Genomic DNA, 22,841 nt, shown 5'->3' on the forward strand with positions numbered 1-22,841 from the left:
CCGACGGCGGGACTGGTCGGGGGCGGCGGTCAGGAGGCCCGGCGGCGCCGCCGGGCGACGCGGCCCCCGGCCTGCATGGCGCTGACGGCCCCGGTGGCTGGGTCGGTCAGGAAGCGGCCGCCGATGATCCGGCGGCCGGTGCCGGGTTCGCGCACCGAGAACGACCCGTCGCGCAGCATCGCCAGCTCGGGGTAGACCTCGCCGTCGACGACGAGGACCGCGCCGCCGTCCGCGCGGACGTCCACCTGGTACTCGAGGTCGCCGTTGGTGTAGCGGCCCGTCAGGTCGGCGGCCGGCCCGGTGGCCCGGTCGAGGCCGCTGGGCAGCTCGTAGTCGCCGACCGGCAGGCCGTCGGCGCGCAGGGCGGCGACCAGGTCCGTCCACAGCGCCGAGCCGGTGCTCGCGTTGGTGGTGAGCGCGACGACCCGGCCGTGCTCGGCGTCCACCCGCAGGTGGCACGAGGTGCCGTCGGCGGTGCCGTCGTGGCCGGCCCAGTCGGCGTCGGCACCCCGGTAGACCGCCAGGCCGAGGCCCCAGCCGTCGGCCAGGCCGAACGGTTCCGCCCCCGCCACCGGACGGCGCATCAGCTCCAGCAGGTCCGCCGGCAGCGGGCCGTCCTCGCCGCAGAACATGAGCCCGAACGCGGCGAGGTCTTCGGCGCTCAAGGCGAGCGCGCCGGCCGCGGCCTCGACGGTGGTGAGCGTCTGCGCGACGGGCCGGGCGCGGCCGGTGGCGGCGTGCACGGCGTGCCCGCTGAGGTGGGCGTCCGCCCGGCGCCGGGTGCCCGGCTCGACGACGAACGCCGCGGCGATCCCGAGCTCGTCGAGCAGCAGCGTGTCGATGGCCTCCCACCAGCTCATCCCGGTGATGGCCTCGACCAGGTAGCCGGCCAGCACGTAACCGACGTTGGAGTAGGAGAAGCCCTGTCCGGGCGGCTGGACGAGCCCGGCGTCCCGGCACGCCCGCAGGTACCGGCGGGCCGACCCGGTCCCGTCGGCGGCGGCCCCGAGCGCGGCGGGCAGCCCGCCGGTGTGGCTCAGGACCTGTTCGACGGTGGGTCTGCCGACCTGCGGCCCGAGGCCGTCCAGGTGCTCGGCGAGCGGGTCGTCCGGGCTCAGGTCGCCGTCGGCGACGAGCAGCATCGCCAGCGCCGCGGTGAACGCCTTGGTGATGGAGCCGACCGGGAACTTCGCCGTGGCGTCCGCCCCGACGGCCACCGCGGCGGGACGGCTGCCGTCGTGGACGACCAGCTGGGCGGCGGGCACGCCGTGCTTGTGGCAGAGGCCGGCGAGCAGCCGCCGCAGCCGCTCGTCGGACGTGGACCGCGGGTCCCCGGCCGGAACCCGGAGCGTCTGGGAAAACGTCGAAGGAGAGGGCATGAACGGGGACCTTCCGCGTCGGTTCGGTGGGGGCGGGCGGCGGCGACGGCTCAGCCGTCGGCCGCCATCTGCCGCTGCAGGCTCAGCGGCCGCATGTCGGTCCAGACCTCGTCGACGTGGTCCATGCACTCCTGGCGGCCGCCGCGGAACCCGTCGGCACGCCAGCCCGCGGGGATCTCGGTCGCCACCGGCCACAGCGAGTACTGACCTTCGTCGTTGACCAGTACCTGGAACTCGGCGTCTTCCTGCATGTGCTTTCACCTTTCCTGTAAGGGTTTCTCAGTGGTCCTGTCCGGCGGCGAGCCGCTCGAGGTCCTGCAGGACCCGTTCTTCGACGAGCTCCGCCAGCGCGAGCACGGTGCCGGCGGTGAGCACGTCCTTGGGCGTGATTTCGACGTCGAAGGCGGACTTCGTCATCGAGGTGATGCGCAGGCTGCGCAGCGAATCGCCGCCGAGGGCGTAGAAGTTGTCCTCGACGCCGACCCGGTCGAGCCCGAGTGCCTCGGCCCAGATCGCGGCGAGGACCTCTTCGGTCTCGGTCTCCGGCGCCGCGTACCCGGCGCTCTCCTCCGGCGCGGCCGGCGCGGGCAGCGCCCGCCGGTCCAGCTTTCCGCTGGCGGTCAGGGGAAGCGCGGCCAGCCGGACGAACGCGGCGGGCACGAAGTGGGCCGGCAGGGCCGCGGCGACGTGCTCCCGCAGCCCGGTGCCCGGATCGCCCACGACGTAGGCGATCAGCCGCTGGTCGGCCGCGATGACGGCGGCGTCGCGGACGTCCGGGTGCGCGCGCAGGACCGCTTCGATCTCGCCGGGCTCGATCCGGAAGCCGCGGATCTTGACCTGGTCGTCGGCCCGGCCGAGGAACTCCAGCGTGCCGTCGTCCCGCCAGCGCACCAGGTCGCCGGTGCGGTACATCCGTGTGCCCGGCGCCCCGAACGGATCGGCGAGGAACCGCGACGCGGTGAGCCCCGGCCGGTCGAGGTAGCCGCGGGCAAGGCCGGCCCCGGAGACGTACAGCTCCCCCGCGGCGCCCATCGGCACCGGGCGCAGGGCGGCGTCGAGGACGCGGACGCGGGTGTTGCGGATCGGGCGGCCGATCGGCGGGGTGGTCCCGGGGGCGAGGGGGTCGCTCCAGGTCGCCACCACCGTCGTTTCGGTGGGCCCGTAGGCGTTGATCATCCGGCGGCCGGGCGCCCAGCGGGCCACCAGGTCGGCCGGGCACGCCTCGCCGCCGACCACCAGGGTGCGGAACGCGGGCAGGTCGACGTCGGGCACGCTCGCCATGGCCACCGGCGGGATCAGCGCGTGGGTGACGCCTTCGTCGCGCAGCACGGCGGCCAGGTGGTCGCCGAGCAGCGGTCCGGGCGGCGGCACGACCAGCGCGGCGCCCGCCGGGAGCGCCATGCACAGCTCCAGCACCGAGGCGTCGAAACTCGGCGAAGAGAACTGCAGCACGCGGTCGCCGGGCCGGACGTCGAAGTGGGCGATCTCGGCACCGGAGAAGCTCGCCAGTCCGGCGTGGGTGACGACGACGCCCTTCGGGGTGCCGGTCGAGCCGGAGGTGTAGATGACGTACGCGGGCGCGGTCAGCGGCACCGACCGGGCGAGCGGGGTGGCCGGGCCGTGGGCCTCCGAGCCGTCGAGGACGAGCACGTCGTCGACCGGCAACAGCGTTCCCGGCTTGGTCACCACGACGACCGGTTTCGCGTCGGCGAGCATGAACGCGATCCGCTCGGCGGGGTAGTCCGGGTCGACCGGCAGGTACGCGGCGCCGGTCTTCAGCACGGCCAGCTGCGCGACGACGATCTCCACCGAGCGTGGCAGGGCGAGCGCGACGATCCGCTCCGGGCCCGCGCCGCGGGCGGCCAGCAGCCTGGCCAGCCGGGCGGCCCGCGTGTCGAGTTCGGCGAAGGTGAGCCGTTCGTCGCGCGAAACCACCGCGACGGCGTCGGGGGTGCGGGCCACCTGGGCCTCGATCAGGTCGGTCAGGGTGACCGGCGGGACCTCGTGGCCGGTGTCGTTGAACGCGACGAGGACCTGGTCGCGTTCGTCGGCGGTGAGGACGTCGAGTTCCCGCAGCGGCCGGGCCGGGTCCTCGGCCAGCGTTTCGAGGAGGTGCTCGAGCTGCCCGGCGAGCCGTTGGGCGGTCGCCTCGTCGAACAGGGCGGGGTCGTAGCCGACGCCGAGGGACAGGCGCGGGCCCGGGGCGGCGACAATGCTGAGCGGGTAGTTGGTCGCTTCCATGGCCTGCAGCTCCCGCAGCCGCACGCCGTGCGCGGCGACATCGTCCGCGGTGACCGGGTAGTTCTCGAAGACCACGAGGCTGTCGAACAGGTTCCGGCCGCCCTCGACACCGCTCCAGCCCTGCACGGCGGTCAGCGGGACGTGCTCGAACCGGCGCGACTCGGCCTGGGTCTTCTGCAGGGTGCGCAGCCACTCGGCGACCGGGGCCGCCGGGTCGGCGGTCACCCGCACGGGCAGGGTGTTGATGAAGATGCCGGTGATGTCGTCGACCCCGGCCAGCCCGGCCGGGCGGCCGGACACGGTGGCGCCGAAGCAGACGTCGTCCTCGCCGCTGTGCCGGGACAGCAGGAGCGCCCAGGCGCCCTGCACGACGGCGTTCACGGTGAGCCGCTCGCGCCGGGCGAACGCCGCCAAGCGGCCGGTCGCCTGCTCGTCGAGGTCGCGGCTGACCCAGGTCGACGAACTCGATTCGTGCGCGGCCGCCGGGACCCGGTCGTACGGCAGCGGCGTCGGCTCGGTGACGTCGCCGAGTTCGCGGCTCCAGTACTCTTCGGCGCCCTCGGCGTTCTGGCCGCTCAGCCACGAGACGTAGTCCCCGAACGGACGGCGGTGCGGCAGGGCGGGCGGTTGGCCGTCGCGCAGGGCCGCATACGCGGTGCAGACGTCGGAGAGCACCTGGAAGACGCTCCAGCCGTCCAGCAGGACGTGGTGGAAGGTCCAGACGAGCTGGACGGCGTCGTCCGGCAGCCGGGCCAGGGTGACCCGCAGCAGCGGCGCGGTCGCCAGGTCGAACGGCTTGGCCCGGTCATCGGCGAGCAGCTCGCGCAGGGCTTCCTCGCGGTCGCGGTCCCGCCAGTCCAGCTCGGTGACCGGGACGCGCGCTTCGCGGTGGACCACGAGCAGCGGGTCGGGGACGTCCTCCCAGACGACGCTGCCGCGCAGGACCGGCGTCCGGTCGACCACGTGCTGCCAGGCTTCGGCCAGCACCCGCGGCTCGGCGACGCCGTCGAGGACGGCGGTGACCTGTTCGAAGTAGACGCCTTGGGCCTCTTGGGAAAGCCCGTGGAAGACCATGCCGGCCTGCATCGGCGTCAACGGGTGGAGGTCGGCCACGCCGCGGCCGTCGCCGGCGATCCGGTCGACCTGCCGCTGGTCCAGCCGGGCGAGCGGGAAGTCCGACGGCGTGCGGCCGCCCGTCCCGGGCTCGGCGCAGTGCGCGACGATTTCGCCCAGCGCGGCCACCAGATCGGCGGCCAGCTTCTCGACCGTGGCGGGATTGTGCGTGTCCCGCCAGTAGGACCAGGTCAGTTCCAGGGTTTCCCGGTCCACCCGGCCGACGACGTCGAGCACGTGTCCCCGGCCCGTGCCCTCGCCGGTCGAAGAGTCCAGGCTGCCGGCCGCGCCGTCGAGGCGGCCCAGGTAGTTGAAGCTGATCTCGGGCTCGAGCGCGGGCGCGGTTCCGGTCAGGTACCGCAGCGCGCCGAAGCCCACGCCGCGGCGGGGCACGGCCCGCAGCTGCTCCTTCACGGACTTGAGCAGGGCGGCCCAGTCGTCGTCGATCCGCAGCGCGACCGGGTACAGCGAGGTGAACCAGCCGACCGTGCGGGACAGGTCGACGTCCTCGAACAGGTCCTCGCGGCCGTGCCCCTCGAGGTCGACCAGCACGCCGTCGCGCCCGGTCCAGCGGGCCAGGACGCGGCCCAGCGCGGCCAGCAGCACGTCGTTGACCTGGGTCCGGTAGACGCCCGGGACGTCCTGCAGCAGCGCCCGGGTCAGCTCGGCGTCCAGGCGCGTGGTGACCGTGCCGGTGCCCTCGGCCGCCGCGTCGGCGTCGACCGGCAAAGCAGGGTCGACGGCGAGAGCGTCGCGCCAGTACGGCAGTTCGTCGTCGAAGCCACCGGCCTCGGCGTGGGTGGCGAGCCGGTTGGCCCAGTCGCGGAACGACGTCGTCTTCGGCGGCAGCGGCTCGCCGCGGTAGGCGGTTTCCAGGTCCTCCAGGAGGATCCGCCACGAGACGCCGTCGACGACGAGGTGGTTGACCGTCAGCCGCAGGACCGCGGGCTCCAGGAGTTCGGCGGTGAGCAGCGGCCCGCGGGCCACGTCGATTTCGGCGCCGAGGATCTCGATCGGGTCCGCCGGGGCGTTCTCCTGGCGGCCATCGCTGAACCGCATCCGCAGCGCGTCGTGGTGCTCGGCCAGCGCCGCCAGGGCCGCGCGGAGGGTGTCGACGTCGAACGGCTCGGCGCGCTCGATGCGGACCGACTGGGTGAACTCGTCGGGGTTTCCGAAGTCCCCGGCGAAGAACCAGTGCTGGATCGGGGTCAGCGCGGCGGCGCCGCTGACCGGCCCCTGCTCGGCCACGGTCACCGCGGCCGAGCCCGCCGCGACGGCCAGCGCGGCGACGGTCTGGTGAGCGAACAGGTCACGCGGGGTCAGCGCGAGGCCGTGGCGCCGGGCACGGGAGACGACCTGGATGCTGAGGATCGAGTCACCGCCGAGTTCGAAGAAGTTGTCCTCGACGCCGACCCCGGGCACGCCGAGCACGTCGGCCCAGACCTCGGCGAGCACGCGTTCGGTGTCCGTGCGCGGTGGCACGTATCCGGTCGCCGGCTGCCCGGCCGGGGCGGGCAGGGCGTTCCGGTCGACCTTTCCGTTGGCGCTCAAGGGCAGTGCGTCGAGCGTCACGAAGGCCGAGGGCACCATGTAGTCGGGCAGGTCCCGGTGCAGCCAGGCCCGCAGGTCCGGCTTTGCGGTCGTGACGACGTAGGCGACGAGCCGCCGGTCCCGCGTGACGACCACCGCCTCGGTGACATCCGAGTGGGCGGCCAGGGCCGTCTCGATCTCGCCCAGCTCGATCCGGAAGCCGCGGATCTTCACCTGGTCGTCGGCGCGGCCGACGAACTCCAGGACGCCGCCGGCGGACCAGCGGACCACGTCGCCGGTGCGGTACATCCGCTCCCCCGGCGCCCCGAACGGGTTGGCCACGAACCGTTCCGCGGTCAGGCCTGGCCGGCCGAGGTAGCCGCGGGACACGCCGGTGCCGGCGATGAACAGTTCGCCCGTCACGCCCGGCGGGACCGGCCGCAAGCTGTCGTCGAGGACGTAGGCGGCCATGTTGTCCAGGGGCCGTCCGATCGGCATCGCGTCCGGCACCCCGTCCTCGGGCGCCAGGACGAACCTGCTGGCGAAAGTGGTCGTCTCGGTCGGACCGTAACCGTCCACGACGGTCAGCCCGGGGCAGGCGTCCCGCACCTGGCGGACCGCGGCGGCGGGCACGACGTCACCGCCGGTCCACACCTCGCCGACACCCCGCAGGCACCCGGGATCCTCCTGCGCCAGCAGGCGGAACAGCCCCGCGGTCAGCCAGAGCGCACGCACTCCCTGCCGGGTGACGACGTCACGCAGGACGTCGGCATCCACGTCGCCCGGCGGCGCGACGACGACGCGGCCGCCGTTCAGCAGCGGCACCCACACCTCGTACGTCGAGGCGTCGAACGCCTGCGGCGAGTGCAGCAGCACGGTTCGGTGTGCCTCGCTCGCGAACGAGCGGTCCGAGGCCAGACCCACGATGTCGCGGTGGGTCACCGCCACACCCTTCGGCTTGCCCGTCGACCCGGACGTGTACATCACGTACGCCAGGTTTCCGGGCCGCACCACCACATCGGGCGCACCCGCGGAGCCGGTTTCGCCCACCCGGGCTACCGGTCCACTGTGGATGTCCGAACAGGACCGGTCGGCGATGACCACGGAGACGCCCGCTTCGGCCAGGACCAGGCGCATCCGGGCGGCCGGGGCCCGCAGGTCGACCGGGACGTACGCGGCACCGGCCTTGAGCACCGCCAGCTCGGCCACGACGACGTCCGCCGAGCGCTCCAGCAGCAGCCCGACCCGATCTTCCACCCCGGCGCCCAGCTCGACGAGCCGGCGCGCGAGCCCGTCGGCGCGGGCGTCCAGCTCGGCGTAGGTCAAGTCCCCGACCGCCTGAGCGTCCGGGGTCCGGCGGACCTGCTCGGCGAACCGGCTCACCACCGTGGCCTCGGCCACCGGGTGCGCGGTCGTGTTGAACGTCCGCAGCACGCGCTCGCGGTCGTCGTCGGTCAGCAGGTCGAGTTCGCCGACCCGCTGCCCGGGACGCGCGGCGATGCGCTCGAGGACGAGCAGCAGCTGCGCGGCCAGCCGGTCGATCGTGGCCCGGTCGAACAGGTCCGGGTCGTGGTCGAACGACACCGACAGCCGCTCGCCCGGCGTGACGACCACGCTGAGCGGGTAGTTGGTCGGCTGCAGCTCGCCTTCCTCGTGCAGGCCGATCCCGTGCTCGGCCACGGCCTCGGTGTCGAACGGGTAGTTCTCGAAGACCAGGATGCTGTCGAACAGCGTGGTGCCCGCCCAGCTCTGCAGCTGGGCCAAGGACACGTAGTCGAACCGGCGCGACCGCGCTTGAGCCGTCTGCAGGTCCCGCAGCCAGTCCGAAACAGACAGTCCATCACGGACGCTCACCGTGGCGGGCAGCGTGTTGATGAACAGCCCGATCATCGACTCGACGCCCGGCAGGTCGGCGGGCCGCCCGGACACGGTGGTGCCGAAGACGACGTCGGATTCCCCGCTGTAGCGGGAAAGCACCAGCCCCCACGCCCCCTGCAGGATCGTGTTGAGCGTCAGGCCGGCGCGCCGTGCCAGCTCCCGCAGCCCCTCGGCCGGCGCCGACACCCGGACCGACGCGGCGGACCGCGTGCGGTGGGCCTCCACCGGGCGGCGGTCGTAGGGCAGCGGCGTCGGCGTCCGCAGCCCGGAAAGCTGCTCGCGCCAGTGCTGTTCGGCAGCCGCGGTGTCCTGCTCGCCGAGCCGGCGCAGGTATTCGCGGAACGGCGGGCGGCGGCCCGGCCCGGCGGCGCCCGCGTACCGGGCGCACACCTCACCGAACGCCTGCGCGGCGCTCCAGCCGTCGAGCAGCACGTGGTGGAACGTCCACACCAGCAGCACGTCACCGCCGGGCAGCCGCGCGAACGCCAGGCGCATCAGCGGGGCGGCCGTCAGGTCGAATCCGAGCGCGCGGTCGGCTTCGAGGAACCGCTCCTGTTCGCGGGCGCGCTCCTGCTCGTCCAGGGCCGTCCAGTCGAGGTGGACGACCGGGACGCTGACGGACCGCTCGACGACCTGCACGGGTTCGTCGAGGCCGTCCCAGACGACGCGGCTGCGCAGCACCGGCGTGTCCGCCACGACCCGTTGCCACGCCCTGGCGAGGCGTTCGGGGTCGGTGACGCCGGTCAGCCGCAGCCGCACCTGGTTGAGGTAGGTCCCGGCCGCGCCGTCGACGAGGCTGTGGAAGACCATGCCCGACTGCATCGGGGTGAGCGGGTAGATGTCCTCGACCGTCCGGCCGGTGCCGGCGAGGCGGTCCACCGCGGCCTGGTCGAGCCGCGCCAGGGGGAAGTCCGACGGCGTGCGGCCGCCCGCGTCCGGCCGGGCGCAGTGGCCGACGATCCCCGTGAGGGCTGCGAGGAGGGCCTCGGCCAGCCCGCGCACGGTGGTCTCGGTGTGGACGCCCGTGGAGTAGTGCCAGGTCAGTTCGAGCTCGTCACCGACGACCGCGCCGACGACGTCGAGCTGGTGCGCGCGGGTCTGCTCGGGGTGCGCGGCACCGCCCAGGCCACCGCCGTGGTCGAAGCGGCCCAGGTAGTTGAAGCTGATCCGCGGTTCGACGCGCGGGGCGGTGCCGGCGAGGTAGCGCAGGGCGCCGTAGCCGATCCCGCGGCGCGGAATCGCGCGGAGCCGTTCCTTCGTCGCCTTCAGGGCGTCGCCCCAGTCCTCGCCGGACGAGGTCAGCTCGACCGGGAAGATGGAGGTGAACCAGCCGACGGTCCGGGACAGGTCGATCCCGGGGAACAGGTCCTCCCGCCCGTGGCCTTCGAGGTCGACGAGGACCCGGTCGCGGCCCGTCCAGTCCCGCAGGACGCGGCCGAGCGCGGTCAGCAGGACGTCGTTGACCTGCGTCCGGTACGCCCCCGGCACGTCGTGCAGCACCGCACGGGTCTCCTCCGCGGGCAGCCGCACGACCACCGAGCGGGCCGAGCCGTAGGTGTTTTCGCCCCCCGCGTCGACCGGCAGGGCCGGGTCGGCGTCGATCGCCGCCCAGTGGCCGAGTTCGTCGTCGAAGAAGCCTTCGGCCGCGCGGCGGGTCAGGGTGCGGGCCCAGTCGCGGAAGGACGTCGTCCGCGCGGGAAGCTCGCCGCCGGCCAGCAAGGTCTCCAGGTCCTCCATGAGGATCCGCCACGAGACGCCGTCGACGACCAGGTGGTGCGCGGCGAGCGTCAGCGTCGAGCCGGACAGCTCGGCGCGCAGCAGCGGCCCCTTCTCGAGGTCGATGGTGGCGTCGAGGACGTCCACGGCGTCGGCCGCGTGGTGCTGGCCGTCGGGGGTGAACCGCAGCCGCAGGACGTCGTGGTGCAGCTGGAGGTCGCGCAGCGCGCGGCGCAGCACGGCCGGGTCCGGCGGGGCGGGCAGTTCCACCGAGACGGACTGGACGAACTGTTCCGCGTGCACCGGCCGCGGGTCGAGGTACCAGTGCTGCACCGGCGTCAGCGGCACCTCCCCGGTCACCGGCTCCGCGTCGGCGACGGCCGCGACGGGAGCGGCCGGGGTCGCGGCGAGGGCGAGCGCGGCGACGGTCGGGTGGTCGAAGACCTGGCCCGGCATCAGGTCGAGACCCGCGCGGCGGGCCCGGGAAACCACCTGGATGCTGAGGATCGAGTCGCCGCCGAGTTCGAAGAAGTTGTCGTCGGCGCCGACGCGGTCCACCCGCAGCACCTCGGCCCAGATGCCGGTGAGCAGCCGTTCGGCGTCCGTCGCCGGTTCGCGGTAGCCCGGCCCGGAGCCGCCCGTCCAGTCCGGGGCGGGCAGCGCCCGCCGGTCCACCTTGCCGTTTTCGTTGAGCGGCAAGGCTTCGAGCGGGACGAACGCCGCCGGCACGAGGTAGTCCGGCAGGGAGCGCGAGAGAAATCCGCGGAGGTCCGGCGTCCCGGTCGCGACGACGTAGGCGACGAGCCGCTTGGTCCCGCCGGACTCCGCCGCGACGACGACGGCCTCGGTGACGTCCGGGTGGGCGGTCAGCGCGGTCTCGATCTCCCCCAGTTCGACGCGGAAGCCGCGGATCTTCACCTGGTCGTCGGCGCGGCCGACGAACTCCAGCACCTGCCCGCCGGTCCACCGGACGAGGTCGCCGGTGCGGTACATCCGCTCGCCCGGCTCGCCGAACGGGTTGGCCGGGAACCGTTCCGCCGTCAGCCCCGGCTGCCCGAGGTAGCCGCGGGCCAGCCCGGTGCCGGCCAGGTACAGCTCGCCGACGGCACCCGGCGCGGCCGGGCGCAGCCCGTGGTCGAGGACGTAGGCCGCCATGTCGTCCAGCGGCCGCCCGATCGGCAGCACGTCCGGCACCGGCTCCCCCGGTGTCAGGGGGAACCGGGTGGCGAAGGTCGTCGCCTCGGTGGGCCCGTAGACGTCCACCACGGTGAGGCCCGGGCACGCGTCCGACACCTGGTGCACCGCCGCGGGGCGGACGACCTCGCCGCCGGTCCACACCTCGCGGACGCCGCGCAGGCAGCCGGGATCCTCCTGCGCCAGCACGCGGAACAGCCCCGCGGTCATGAACAGCCCGGTCACCCCGTACGTGGTGATCACGCGGCGCAGCACGTCGGCGTCGACGTCCCCCGGCGGGGCGACGACGACCCGGCCGCCGCTGAGCAACGGCACCCACAGCTCGTACGTCGAGGCGTCGAACGCGAGCGCGGAGTGCATGAGCACGACCCGGTGGGCGGGGCCGGCGAAGGACCGCTCCCGGGCCAGGCCGACGATGTCCCGGTGGGTGATCGCCACGCCCTTCGGGGTGCCCGTCGAGCCCGAGGTGTACATGACGTACGCGAGGTTTTCGGGACGCAGCACCACATCCGGCGACTCAACCGGCCCATCGCCGATCTCGCGGACCGACATCACGGGTCCACTGTGGACATCATGCGCGAGCTGGAGACCGGCGTCGTCGGTCACCAGCACGCGCACGCCGTCGAGCAACCTCGTCAGCCGGCTGCGGGGCGCGCGGGCGTCCAGCGGCAGGTACGCGCCACCGGCCTTGAGCACCGCCAGTTCGGCGACGACGACGTCGGCCGAGCGGCCGAGCAGCAACCCGACCAGGTCGTCCCGCCGGGTTCCGAGGTCGAGCAGCCGGTGGGCCAGCCGGTTCGCCCGGGCGTCCAGCTCCGCGTACGTCAGGGTTTCCTCGCCGGTGACGGCGACCGCGTCCGGGGTGCGCCGCACCTGCTCGGCGAACAGTTCCGGCACGGTCGCTTCCGGGAGGTCCTGCGTGGCGCCGGTCCCCTGGGCCAGGACGTCGTGCTGGTCGGCGTCGGTGAGCATGCGCAGCCGGGCGAGCGGCTCGTTCGGCCGCGTCGCGAGTTCGGAGAGCAGGGTCTCCAGGTTCCCGGCGAACCCGGCGATCGTTTCGGGCTCGAAGAGGTCCGGGTCGTAGCCGAAGAGCAGTTCCAGGCGCTCCTCGCCGGGGTAGGCGACGACGCTGAGCGGATAGTTGGTCGTCTCCACGCCCCGCAGGTCGCGCAACCCCAGCTCCGCCGTGACCGGGTAGTTCTCGAAGACCAGGAGCGTGTCGAACTCCCCGCCCCAGCTCTGCAGACGCGCCAGGGACAGGTGGTCGAAACGCCGTGCCTCGGCTTGGGCCTCCTGGAGGCCGCGCAGCCAGTCGACGGCACCGGCCCGCTCGTCGACGTCGGCGACGACCGGCAGCGTCGTGATGAACATGCCGGTGATCTCGTCGGCACCGGGCAGTTGGGCGGGCCGTCCGGCGACCGTGGTGCCGAAGCAGACCTCCGGCCGTCCGGTGTGGCGGGCCAGCAGCACCGCCCAGGCGCCCTGGACGAGGGTGTTGAGGGTGACCCCGTGGCGTTGCGCGGCCGTGCGCAGCGGAGCCGAGGGCAGCTCGATCCGCAGTGCGGCCGTCGACTCGACCGGGTGCCCGTCGGCGGTGTGGTCGGTACGCAGCCGGACCGGCTCGGGCCGTCCCGAAAGCTGCTCGCGCCAGAACCGTTCCGCCGCGGGCTGGTCCTGTTCGGACAGCCACCGGACGTGGTCGCGGAACGGGCGGCGAGTGGGCAGGGGCCGCCCGGCGTGCGCGGCCGAGACGTCGGAGAGGACCCGGAAGAGGCTCCAGCCGTCGAGCAGGAGGTGGTGGAACGTCCAGACCACCCGGACTTCGGTCGCCGAGACGCGGGCGAGCAGCAGCCGCATCAGCGGCACGGTGCCCAGGTCCAGGCCGGCGTCGCGGTCGGCCGCCAGGACGGCGTCGAGATCTTCGGGTTCGGTGGTCCAGTCCCGGAGGTCGACGGGCAGGGCGACCTGCCGGTGAACCACCTGCATGGGCGCGTCGAGGCCGTCCCAGACCACCTGGGTGCGCAGCACCGGCGTCCGGTCCACGACCCGCTGCCAGGCGCGGGCCAGTGCGGCCGGGTCGGGGACGTCGCTCATCACGAACGTGACCTGCTGGAGGTAGGCCTGGCGGCCACCGCCGGTGAGCCGGTGGAACAGCATCCCGGCCTGGGCGGGGGTGAGCGGGTAGATGTCCTCGACGTCGCGGCCGTTCCCGACCAAGCGGTCCACTCCTGCCTGGTCGAGGGCGGCCAGGGGGAAGTCCGACGGCGTGCGGCCGCCGACACCCGGTTCGGTGCAGTGCGTGACGATCTCGGTCAGGCCGTGGACGAGGTCGTCGGCGACCGTGCGGATCGCGGCTTCCTCGTGGAGCTGTTCCGAGTAGAACCAGGTGATTTCCAGGCGGCCGTCGGTGACTCGCGCGACGACATCGACGGCGTGCGCGCGGACGTCCTCGGGGTTCTGTGCGAGTTCCAATTCCCGCTCGAGCCCGCGGTAAAGCTCGCCCTCGACTTCGAACCGGCCGAGGTAGTTGAAGCTGAGCCGGGGTTCCACGGCGGGCGCGGTCCCGGCGAGGTGCCGCAGCACGCCGTAGGACAGGCCGCGGGCCGGGATCGCGCGCAGCTGCTCCTTGACGGACTTGAGCAGGGTCGCGAGGCCGTCGTCCGGCACGTCGAGCGCGACGGGGAACATCGACGTGAACCAGCCGACCGTGCGGGACAGGTCGACGTCGTCGAACAGGTCTTCCCGCCCGTGGCCTTCGAGGTCGACCAGCACGCGATCGGCGCCGCTCCAGCGGCGCAGGGCCCCGCCGAGCGCGGCGAGGAGGACGTCGTTGACCTGGGTCCGGTAGACGCCCGGGACGTCCTGCAGCAGCGCCCGGGTGAGCTCGGCGTCGAGCCGGGTGGTGACCGTGCGGGTGCTCGCCACGGTGTTGGCGCCGTCGGCGTCCAGGGGGATCTGGATGCCGTCGACCGCCTGCCAGTACGGGAGGTCGCCGGTGAAGTCGTGCTCGGCGAGCCGGTTCGCCCAGTCCTGGAACGACGTCGTCCGGGCACTCAGGTCGCGCCCGTGGTAGGCGTGGTCGAGGTCCTCGAGGAGGATCCGCCACGAGACGCCGTCCACGACGAGGTGGTGCACGGCCAGGCGCAGCGTCGTGCCGGTCAGCTCCGCGCTCACCAGCGGACCGTGCTCGATGTCGATCTTCGCGCCGAAGACGTCCACGTCGCCGGGCTCGGCGTGCTCCTGCGCCCAGCCCGCGGCGGTGCGGCGGAACCGCAGCCGCAGCGCGTCGTGGTGGGCGACGACGGTGTTCACCGCGGTCCGCAGCCGGTCTTCGTCGACGTCGTCGGCGAGCCGGACGCTCAGCTGCTGGGCGAAGTGGTCCGGGTCGGCCGGGTCGGTGTCGAGGTACCAGTGCTGGATCGGCGTGACGACGACCGCTCCGGTCGCGGGCGGCCGCTCGGCCACGGGCGCGGCCACCCCGGCCGCCACGGCGAGCGCGGCGATCGTCTGGTGCCGGAAGACGTCCCTGGTGGTGATCCGCAAGCCGGCCTTCGCGGCCTCGGACACGAGCCGGATGCCGAGGATCGAGTCGCCGCCGAGTTCGAAGAAGTTGTCCTCGACGCCGACCTCGGGCAGCCCGAGGGCGTCGGCCCAGATCTTCGCGAGCAGCCGTTCGGTCTCGGTGCGCGGCGCGACGCGGGTGGAGCCGCCCGTCCAGTCGGGGGCGGGCAGGGCACGGCGGTCGAGCTTGCCGCTGGGGTTGAGCGGCAGCCGGTCGAGGGGCACGAACGCCGACGGCACGAGGTGGGCGGGCAGCGACGCGCCGAGGAACTCGCGCAGGTCGGCGGGCGCCTCGGGCACGACGTAGGCGACCAGCCGCTGGTGCCCGGCGTCGGCGCGCGCGACGACCACCGCCTCGGTCACGTCCGGGTGCTGCCGCAGCGCGGCCTCGACCTCGCCGGGCTCGATCCGGAAGCCGCGGATCTTGACCTGGTCGTCGGCGCGGCCCAGGTACTCCAGCTCGCCGCGGGTGGTCCAGCGGACGACGTCACCGGTGCGGTACATCCGGGCACCCGGCTCGCCGAAGGGGTCGGCCACGAACCGGCCGGCGGTCAGGCCCGGCCGGCCGAGGTAGCCGCGGGCCACGCCGGCGCCGCCGAGGTGCAGCTCGCCGGGCACGCCGACGGGCACCGGCCGCATCCCGCGGTCGAGCACGTACGCGCGGATGCCGGCGATCGGTCGGCCGATCGGCGGGGTGCGGTCCGTGTCGTGGTACCACGCGGTGGCGTACACAGTGGACTCGGTGGGGCCGTAGATGTTGGCGATCCGGCTGTCCGGCAAGGCTTTCCGGATGTCGTGCAGCGCGTGCAGCGTCAGCGCTTCACCGGCCAAGACCACAGTGGACGGCCGTACTGATACCGCGCCCTGGGCGAGCAGCTGAGCGAACGCCGAGGGCACGCCGCTGACCAGGCCGACCGGCCGGCCGTCGTGCTCGCCTTCGCCGAGGGCCAGCACGTCCCGCACGATTTCGACGGTGGCGCCGGTCATCAGCGGCGCGAAGATCTCGAACACCGAGACGTCGAAGTTCAGCGACGTCGAAGCGACCACTGTGGACCCGGGACGGAAGACGTCCCGGAAGTCGGTTCCGGCCCACGCCATCAGGTTCGCGGCGCTGCGGTGGGCGATCACCACGCCCTTGGGGCGGCCGGTCGAGCCGGACGTGTGGATCACGTAGGCCGGGTGGTCCGGATTCGTGGCGTGACCGAGCGGTTCCGCGGACCGGCCGTCGAGCAGGCCGGGGTCGTCGAACGCGAGGGCGGGCACCGATCCGGGGCCCCGGCCGTCCGGGGTGAGCAGCAGGGCCGGGCCGGCGTCGTCGAGGATCAGTTCCTTGCGGTCGGCCGGGTAGGCGGGGTCGACCGGGAGGTAGGCGGCGCCGGACTTGAGCACGCCGAGCAGCGCCACGAGGATCCGTTCCGTGCGCGGCAGGGAGACGGCGACGAACCGCTCGGGCCCGGCGCCCCGCTCGATCAGGACCCGGGCCAGCCGGTTGGCCTGCTCGTCGAGCTCCCGGTAGGTGAGCGAGCGGTCTTCGCAGACGACGGCCACCGCGTCCGGCGTGCGGGCCGCCTGGGCCTCGAACAGCTGCGGCAGCGTGGTTTCCGGCACCTCGAGCACCGGTCCGCGGGACAGGTCGTCCAGGTGGGCCCGCTCGGCGCCGTCCATGAGCGGCAGCTCGGCCACCGGCCGGCGCGGGTCGGCGACCACCGCCTCCGCGAGCACCCGCAGGTGCCCGGCCAAGCGGTCGATCGTCTCGGCGTCGAAGAGCGCGGTGTCGTATTCGATCGCCACGCTCCGGCCCTGCGGCTGGAACTCCAGCACGAGGTCGAACCGGGCCCGGGGGCGGGGCAGATCGTGCTCGCCCAGGCGGAGGGCGCCCGCCTCCCGGGGCCGGACGAGGTCCTGCTGGAGCACCAGCAGCACCTGCACCAGCGGGGTCCGGCTCGGGTCACGGGCCGGCCGCAGGTCGTCGACGACCTGGTCGAACGGCACTTCACCGGCGGCGAAGGCCGCCAGCGTCGTCTCCTTGACCCGGCCGAGGAACTCGTCGAACGGCCGGCCCGGATCGACCGCCGACCGCAGGACGAGGGTGTTGACGAAGAACCCGGCGAGCCGTTCGAGCTGGTCGTGGTCGCGGCCGGACACCGCGGTGCCGACGGCGACGTCGTCCTGCCCGGTGTAGCGGGCCAGCAGCAGCTGGACGACCGCGGTCAGCGTCGTGAAGAGCGTCGCGCCGGAGTCGGCGGCCAGCTCGGCGAGGCCGGTCGGCAGCTCGTACCGGCGGATCGCGCCTTCGGTGGCACGGACAGGCGGCCGGGGCCGGTCGGTCGGCAGGTCGAGGGGTTCGAGGCCGGCGAGCTGCTCGCGCCAGTACGCCAGCTGCCGCTCGCGCAGCGGCCCGGCCAGCCGGTCGCGGTGCCACCGGGAGTAGTCGCGGTAGCCGATGTCGAGGGGGGCGAGCTTCTCCCCCGCGTAGAGCGCGGCCAGCTCGTCGACGAGCAGGCCGACCGACCAGCCGTCGGTGACGATGTGGTGCTGGCACAGCAGAAGCAGGTGGTCGTCCTCGCCGCGCCGGATCAGCGTGGCCCGGGTGAGCGGGCCGGTGGTCAGGTCGAAAGGGCGGTCCAGTTCGGCCGCGAGCTGCGCGTCGAGGTCGGCCTCGGCGCCGGCTTCCCGCAGCGGGATGGTCCCCGTGCCGGCGACGACCTGGACGCCTTCGCCGTCGACGGTCCGGAACGTCGTCCGCAGCGACTCGTGCCGCGCGGCCAGCGCGTCCAGTGCGTCGCGCAGGGCCTCGCGGTCCAGCGGGCCGGACAGGGTGAGGCCGACGCCGGCGTTGTATTCGGTGCTGCCCGGGTTCTGCTGGTCGAGCACCCACAGGCGGCGCTGGACCGGCGACAACGGCTCCACGGCGTCGTGCGCCACGGGTTCGATCCGGCCGGCCGGGGCGCCGCCGTCGGGCAGCAGTTCGGCGAGTTTCGCGATGGTGCGGGCGTCGAACACCACCCGCGGGGACAGGTCGGCCCCGAACCGGGCGCGGACCCGGGCGAGCGCCCGTGCCCCGAGGATCGAGTCCCCGCCGAGTTCGAAGAAGTCGGCGTCCACGCCGACCTCGGGCACGCCGAGCACGTCGGCCCAGATGTCGGCGAGCGCCCGCTCGGCCGGGGTCCGTGGCGGGGTGTGGGTGGCGCGGACCTGGGCCTGCCAGTCGGGTTCGGGCAGCGCGTCGCGGTCGAGCTTGCCGTGGTGGGTCAGCGGCATCGCCTCGAGCGGGACGAAAGCGGCCGGGACCATGTACGGCGGCAGCCGGTCGGCCGCGGCCGACCGCAGGGCCGCGGGATCGGCGTCGCCGGCGAAGTAGGCGACCAGGCGTTTGTCGCCGGGCTGGTCCTCTCGGGCGACGACGACCGCTTCCCGGACGTCCTGGCGGCTCAGCAGCAGCGCTTCGATCTCGCCGGGTTCGATCCGGAAGCCGCGGATCTTGACCTGGTGGTCGGTCCGCCCGACGAACTCCAGCTCACCGGCCGCGGTGCGCCGGACGACGTCGCCGGTCCGGTACATCCGGGCACCGGGACCGCCGAAGGGGTCGGCCACGAACCGGCTCGCGGTCAGCCCCGGCCGGTCCAGGTACCCACGGGCCAGTTTCGGGCCGGCGAGGTAGAGCTCCCCGGTGGCGGCCGGGCGCAGTGCCTCGTCGAGCACGTACGCGGTGGCGTCCGGCAGCGGACGGCCGATCGGGGGCGTCCCGCCGGGGACGAGGGGATCGCTCCAGGTCGCCACGACGGTGAACTCGGTGGGGCCGTAGGAGTTGATCATGCGGCGCCCGGGCGCCCAGGTCCGGACCAGTTCGGGCGGGCAGGCGTCCCCGCCGACGATCACCGTCCGGAAGTCCGGCAGCGCGGCGGCGTGCGCCGCCGACAACGTGGCCAGCGCGACCGGCGGGATCAGCGCGTGGGTCACCTTCTCCCCGGCCAGGACCTCGGCGAGCCGGTCACCCAGCAGCGGACCCGGCGGGGGCACGACCAGCGCCGCGCCCGTCGGCAACGCCATGCACAGTTCCAGGATCGACGCGTCGAAGCTGGGGGAAGCGAACTCGAGGACGCGGTCGCCGGGCCGCACGTCGTACCGCTCCCGCATCGCGGCGGCGAAGCCGGCCAGGCCGCGGTGGGTGACGAGCACGCCCTTGGGGACGCCGGTCGAGCCGGACGTGTAGATGAGGTAGGCCGGGTTGCCGACGTGCAACGGCCGCGTTTGGCCGGGGTCGTCGCCGGGTAGGCCGTCGAGCAGCCCGGGCTCGTCGAGGTGGAGGGTGGTGGTCGTCGGCTCGGTGCCGGCCCGGTCCGCGGACGAGCGCGTCACGACAAGCACCGGCCGTGCGTCGGCGAGCATGAAGGCGATCCGCTCGGCGGGCTGGTCCGGGTCGACGGGCAGGAAAGCGGCGCCGGCCTTGGCCACCGCCAGCTGCGCGACGATCAGGTCCGCCGACCTCGGCAGGACCAGCGCGACGACGCGTTCCGGCCCGGCCCCGTGACGCAGCAGCAATCGCGACAACCGGTTCGCCCGCGCGGTCAACTCCGCATAGGTCATCGTGCCGTCGGCACCGGTCAAAGCAAGCGCTTCCGGGGTACGGGAGGTTTGCTCCTCGACCAGTTCGGCGAGAGTCGGACTGTCGTCGTCTCCCGGCACAAGGGCGGCAGGAATCGAGACGTCGTATCGCGGCATTGCTGGAACCTTTCGAGCACGTGGGGGCGTCAGAGCGGGATCGACGACACTTCTTGCCACTCGTTCAACAAATCGTCCCGGCACTTCGGGCGCCAGGTGAACGCGAAGGAACGAGCGCGTGACACAGTGATCCTTTCCGCCGTGAAGCCGCGCAGCGAAGCCCGGAAACAGTTCCGTTTTCGACGCCCGTCACCGCGGCGCCGATTCGGCCCCAGCGGCAGTCGAGCCCTCGCGACAACCGGTGTTCTTGTGCGACAGGTCAGTCATCCGGCGGTCGAGAGGCCCCCCAAGACCAGCCGGATTGGCCTCACGCTACCCAGTGGACGCCATGCTCGTACCGCCGAACGGAGCATTAAGTGAAATGCCGAAAAAACGCGGATGACTACTCAAACGGGGAGTAGTACACCGTCGATTATTGTTCACTCTTCTGCCGGAAAATGTTACCTCGATTGGGAGGTTTGACTTTGCGACAACGTGCCTACCTGCGAAAACTCGACGTCACCGGGTGCCCTGAGTCGCCACTGGAGAACGGATGGATACCTGCCAGTATGCAAGCGTCGAAAGTCTCGGGGCCATCGGCTATCACCCGAATGGCGCGTAACGAGTGCCGCAGGGACACTTCGGAGAAGCGACTTCTCGCCCGGATCACCGAAGGCCCGCCAATCGGGAGCAATCGGGACGGTGAAGTCATCGAATGGCGCGCTCACCGGGACGTCGCGATCATGACGGGCCGGATGATTCCCAAGATCGGCTTATGCGCGGAACCCGCCCGATCATTCCGCAAGTTTCGGGCGGACGGCGTCGACGACGAGATCGAGCAGCCGCCCGATCCGCTCGGCGTCCCGATCCGCGGTGGCGAGGAAAACCCCGAGAACCATCAGGACGACGTCCTCGGCGTCGACGTCGGCCCGCAGCGTGCCGGCCTGCGCCCCGCGCTCCAGAATCGACCCGATCGCCGCCGTGAGACGCCGGCGCGTCGCCGGGGTCGCGATGCGCCCCGAAGCCACGCTCGCGCGGAGCAGGTCGCCCATTCCCCGTTTCGTCTCGACGAAAGCCGCATAGCGATCCATCCACGCGCGCAACGCGACCTCGGGCGGGAATTCGGCCAGCAGCGCCGGCGCGCCGGCCGTGACGTCGTCGAGTTCCGCCGCGTACACCGATTCGACCAGCGCCTCGCGCGTCGGGAAGTGGCGGTAGAGCGTGCCGATCCCGACCCCTGCCTCGCGGGCGATCGCTTCGAGGGCGACGGTGCCGTCGGCGGCCGCGAAGGCGCGCCGCGCGACCGCGATGAGCTTCTCGCGGTTGCGGCGCGCGTCGGAGCGGGCCGGGCGCGCCGAGGATTCGGGCGAAGACAAAGCGGAGGCACCTCCGGTTGTGCTACCTTCCGGTTAGCGGAGGCTCCTCCGCTTCGTCATCATCGCACGAAAGCGGGACCACCATGTCTTCTCCCCTGGCCGGCCGCACCGTCTCCCGCGTCGGGTACGGCGCCATGCGGCTCGAACGCCTGCACAACGACCCCGGCGCGGCCGTCACACTCCTGCGCCGCGCCTTCGAGCTCGGCGTCGACCACGTCGACACCGCCCAGTTCTACGGAAACGGCTTCACCAACGAGGTGATCCGCAAGGCGCTCGGGCCGGGGGACGACGTCCTCGTCGCGACCAAGGTCGGCGCGGACCCCAACCCCGGCGGCCCGATCCCGCTGCGCCTCGCGCAACGGCCCGAAGAGCTGCGCGCGAGCGTCGAGGACAACCTCCGGGCGCTCGGCGTCGACCGGATCCCGCTGGTGAACCTGCGCCGCGCCGACCGGCGGCCGGGCGTGCTCGCCGAGGGCGACCAGCTCGTCGGCCTCGACGACCAGCTCGCGGTGATGACGGCCCTGCGCGACGAGGGCAAGATCGGCGCGATCGGCCTCAGCAGCGTCACCCTCGACGGCCTGCGCCGGGCTCTCCCGGCCGGCATCGCCTGCGTGCAGAACGCCTACAACCTCATCGGCCGCGACGACGAGGACATGCTGGCGCTCTGCGTCGCGGAGAACATCGCCTGGGTCCCGTTCTTCCCGCTGGGCGGCGCCTTCCCCGGCCTGCCGATGGTGACCGACGAGCCGGCGGTCCAGCGGGCCGCGCGGGCCCTCGGCCACACGCCCGCCCAGATCGGCCTGGCCTGGCTGCTGCACCACGCCCCGAACACCCACCTCATCCCGGGCACCGCGAGCGCGGAGCACCTCGAGGAGAACATCGCGGCCGGCGGCATCGTGCTCGACGCGGCCACGCTCGCCGCGCTCGACGCGGTCCCGGTCCGCTCGATGAGCGTTCCGCTCGGCTGAGCCGAGCCTCCTACCGGCGGTGTACGCGGGCGCCCGTGTGCGACACGTTGTCAGGGGCCACCGACTGCTCCGGGGAGACGACGTGCCGCGGTTGCGCATCCACTTCACCGACGCGGATCTCGCGCACACGCGGTTGAAACCGGACATCGACCTGATGTGGGAGATCACCAGCAGCGCCCAGATCCTGCAGCACGCGGACGGCGCGTTGTTCTTCGCCCGGTGGCGCCGGTTCGTGCGCGAACGCGCCGTCCACGACGCCCGGCTGCGGAGGGCGCTGCACACCGTGGTGACAGTGGCGCCGCACGCGGCCTACTTCCCGGATCTCCTGACCCCCGACGGGGACGTGACCGGCATCGACGAAGCCAGCGACGCGGTCCTGTCGACCTCGTCGCGCCGCCTGCGCGAGGAGATCGGCCGGATCCGTCCGGCGACCGGTCCGGCGGCGAGCTGGCTGCACGACCTCGCCGGGGGAAAGCCGGCCGCGCTCCGGCAGCTGCGGCGGGACCTGCGGGTCTACTTCCGGTCCGCGATCGAGCCGCACCTGCCGGCGATCGAGGAGGGGCGGTGCGCCGACGTGGCCGCCGGGATCCAGCAGTACCTGCACGGCGGCCCGGAAGGGCCGCTGCACGGGCTCGGCCGGGCCACGCGGTGGGAGCCGCCGGTGCTGTCCGTCGGCTACCCGCACGACCGGGACCTGTACCTCGACGGCCGGGGCCTGGTGCTGATCCCCTGCTATTTCGCCCTGCACCACCCGGTGGCCCTGGCCGATCCCGGACTGCGCCCGGTGCTGGCGTTCCCCATCCGGACCGAGGCCCGGCTCCTGGCCGGCGGGCACGCGGACGGCGACCACGTCACCGCGCTGCTGGGCGCCACCCGGGCGTCGATCCTGCGGTCGGTGATCGGCGGCAACACCACCACCCGGCTGGCCGGGGCGGTCGGCGTCGCGCCCGCCACGGTGAGCCACCACACCCGCGTCCTCCGCGAGGCGGGGCTGATCACCACCGAACGCCACGAAAACCTCGCCCGGCACCGCATCACGCCGTTGGGACTGCAGGTGCTCGGCGCGGACCGGTGAATGCCCGGCAACGACATCAGCGCCGCGGCGACGAGATCCTCCAAGGCCGCCACTAGTAATAAACTGTTGACTAATCAACTTCGAGATCCCCGTGTCTGCCACACTCGAC

Annotated in this window: 6 protein-coding genes; 2 read left to right on the top strand and 4 right to left on the bottom strand. The window is 73.4% G+C overall.

Annotated elements, in window-relative coordinates; genetic code table 11:
* Positions 1-29: 29 nt before the first annotated feature.
* From CF165_RS35750 to CF165_RS35765, 4 genes are all read right to left on the bottom strand, one after another.
* The gene (locus CF165_RS35750; RefSeq protein ID WP_093952004.1) at positions 30-1,379 is read right to left on the bottom strand and encodes a serine hydrolase domain-containing protein; all 1,350 of its coding nucleotides are present in this window, start codon (positions 1,377-1,379) and stop codon (positions 30-32) included.
* A gap of 50 nt (positions 1,380-1,429) precedes the next feature.
* On the bottom strand, positions 1,430-1,630 hold the full coding sequence (locus CF165_RS35755) for an MbtH family protein (protein ID WP_093952005.1): 201 nt from the start codon (positions 1,628-1,630) through the stop codon (positions 1,430-1,432).
* Positions 1,631-1,658: 28 nt separating this feature from the next.
* A complete protein-coding gene (locus CF165_RS35760; RefSeq protein ID WP_093952006.1) occupies positions 1,659-19,334 on the bottom strand; it encodes a non-ribosomal peptide synthase/polyketide synthase in 17,676 nt (5,891 codons plus the stop codon).
* Positions 19,335-20,107: 773 nt separating this feature from the next.
* On the bottom strand, positions 20,108-20,689 hold the full coding sequence (locus tag CF165_RS35765) for a TetR/AcrR family transcriptional regulator (RefSeq protein ID WP_093952007.1): 582 nt from the start codon (positions 20,687-20,689) through the stop codon (positions 20,108-20,110).
* A gap of 83 nt (positions 20,690-20,772) precedes the next feature.
* Between CF165_RS35765 and CF165_RS35770 the strand changes: the two genes are divergently transcribed.
* Positions 20,773-21,657 carry an aldo/keto reductase gene (locus CF165_RS35770; protein ID WP_093952008.1) on the top strand — a complete coding sequence of 295 codons (885 nt, stop codon included), beginning with the start codon at positions 20,773-20,775 and terminating at the stop codon, positions 21,655-21,657.
* A gap of 82 nt (positions 21,658-21,739) precedes the next feature.
* Complete coding sequence (locus CF165_RS35775) at positions 21,740-22,732, top strand: ArsR/SmtB family transcription factor (RefSeq protein WP_093952009.1); 993 nt, start codon at positions 21,740-21,742, stop codon at positions 22,730-22,732.
* Positions 22,733-22,841 lie beyond the last annotated feature (109 nt).

It is taken from the genome of Amycolatopsis vastitatis (assembly GCF_002234595.1).
In the GTDB taxonomy this organism is placed as follows: Bacteria; Actinomycetota; Actinomycetes; order Mycobacteriales; family Pseudonocardiaceae; genus Amycolatopsis; species Amycolatopsis vastitatis.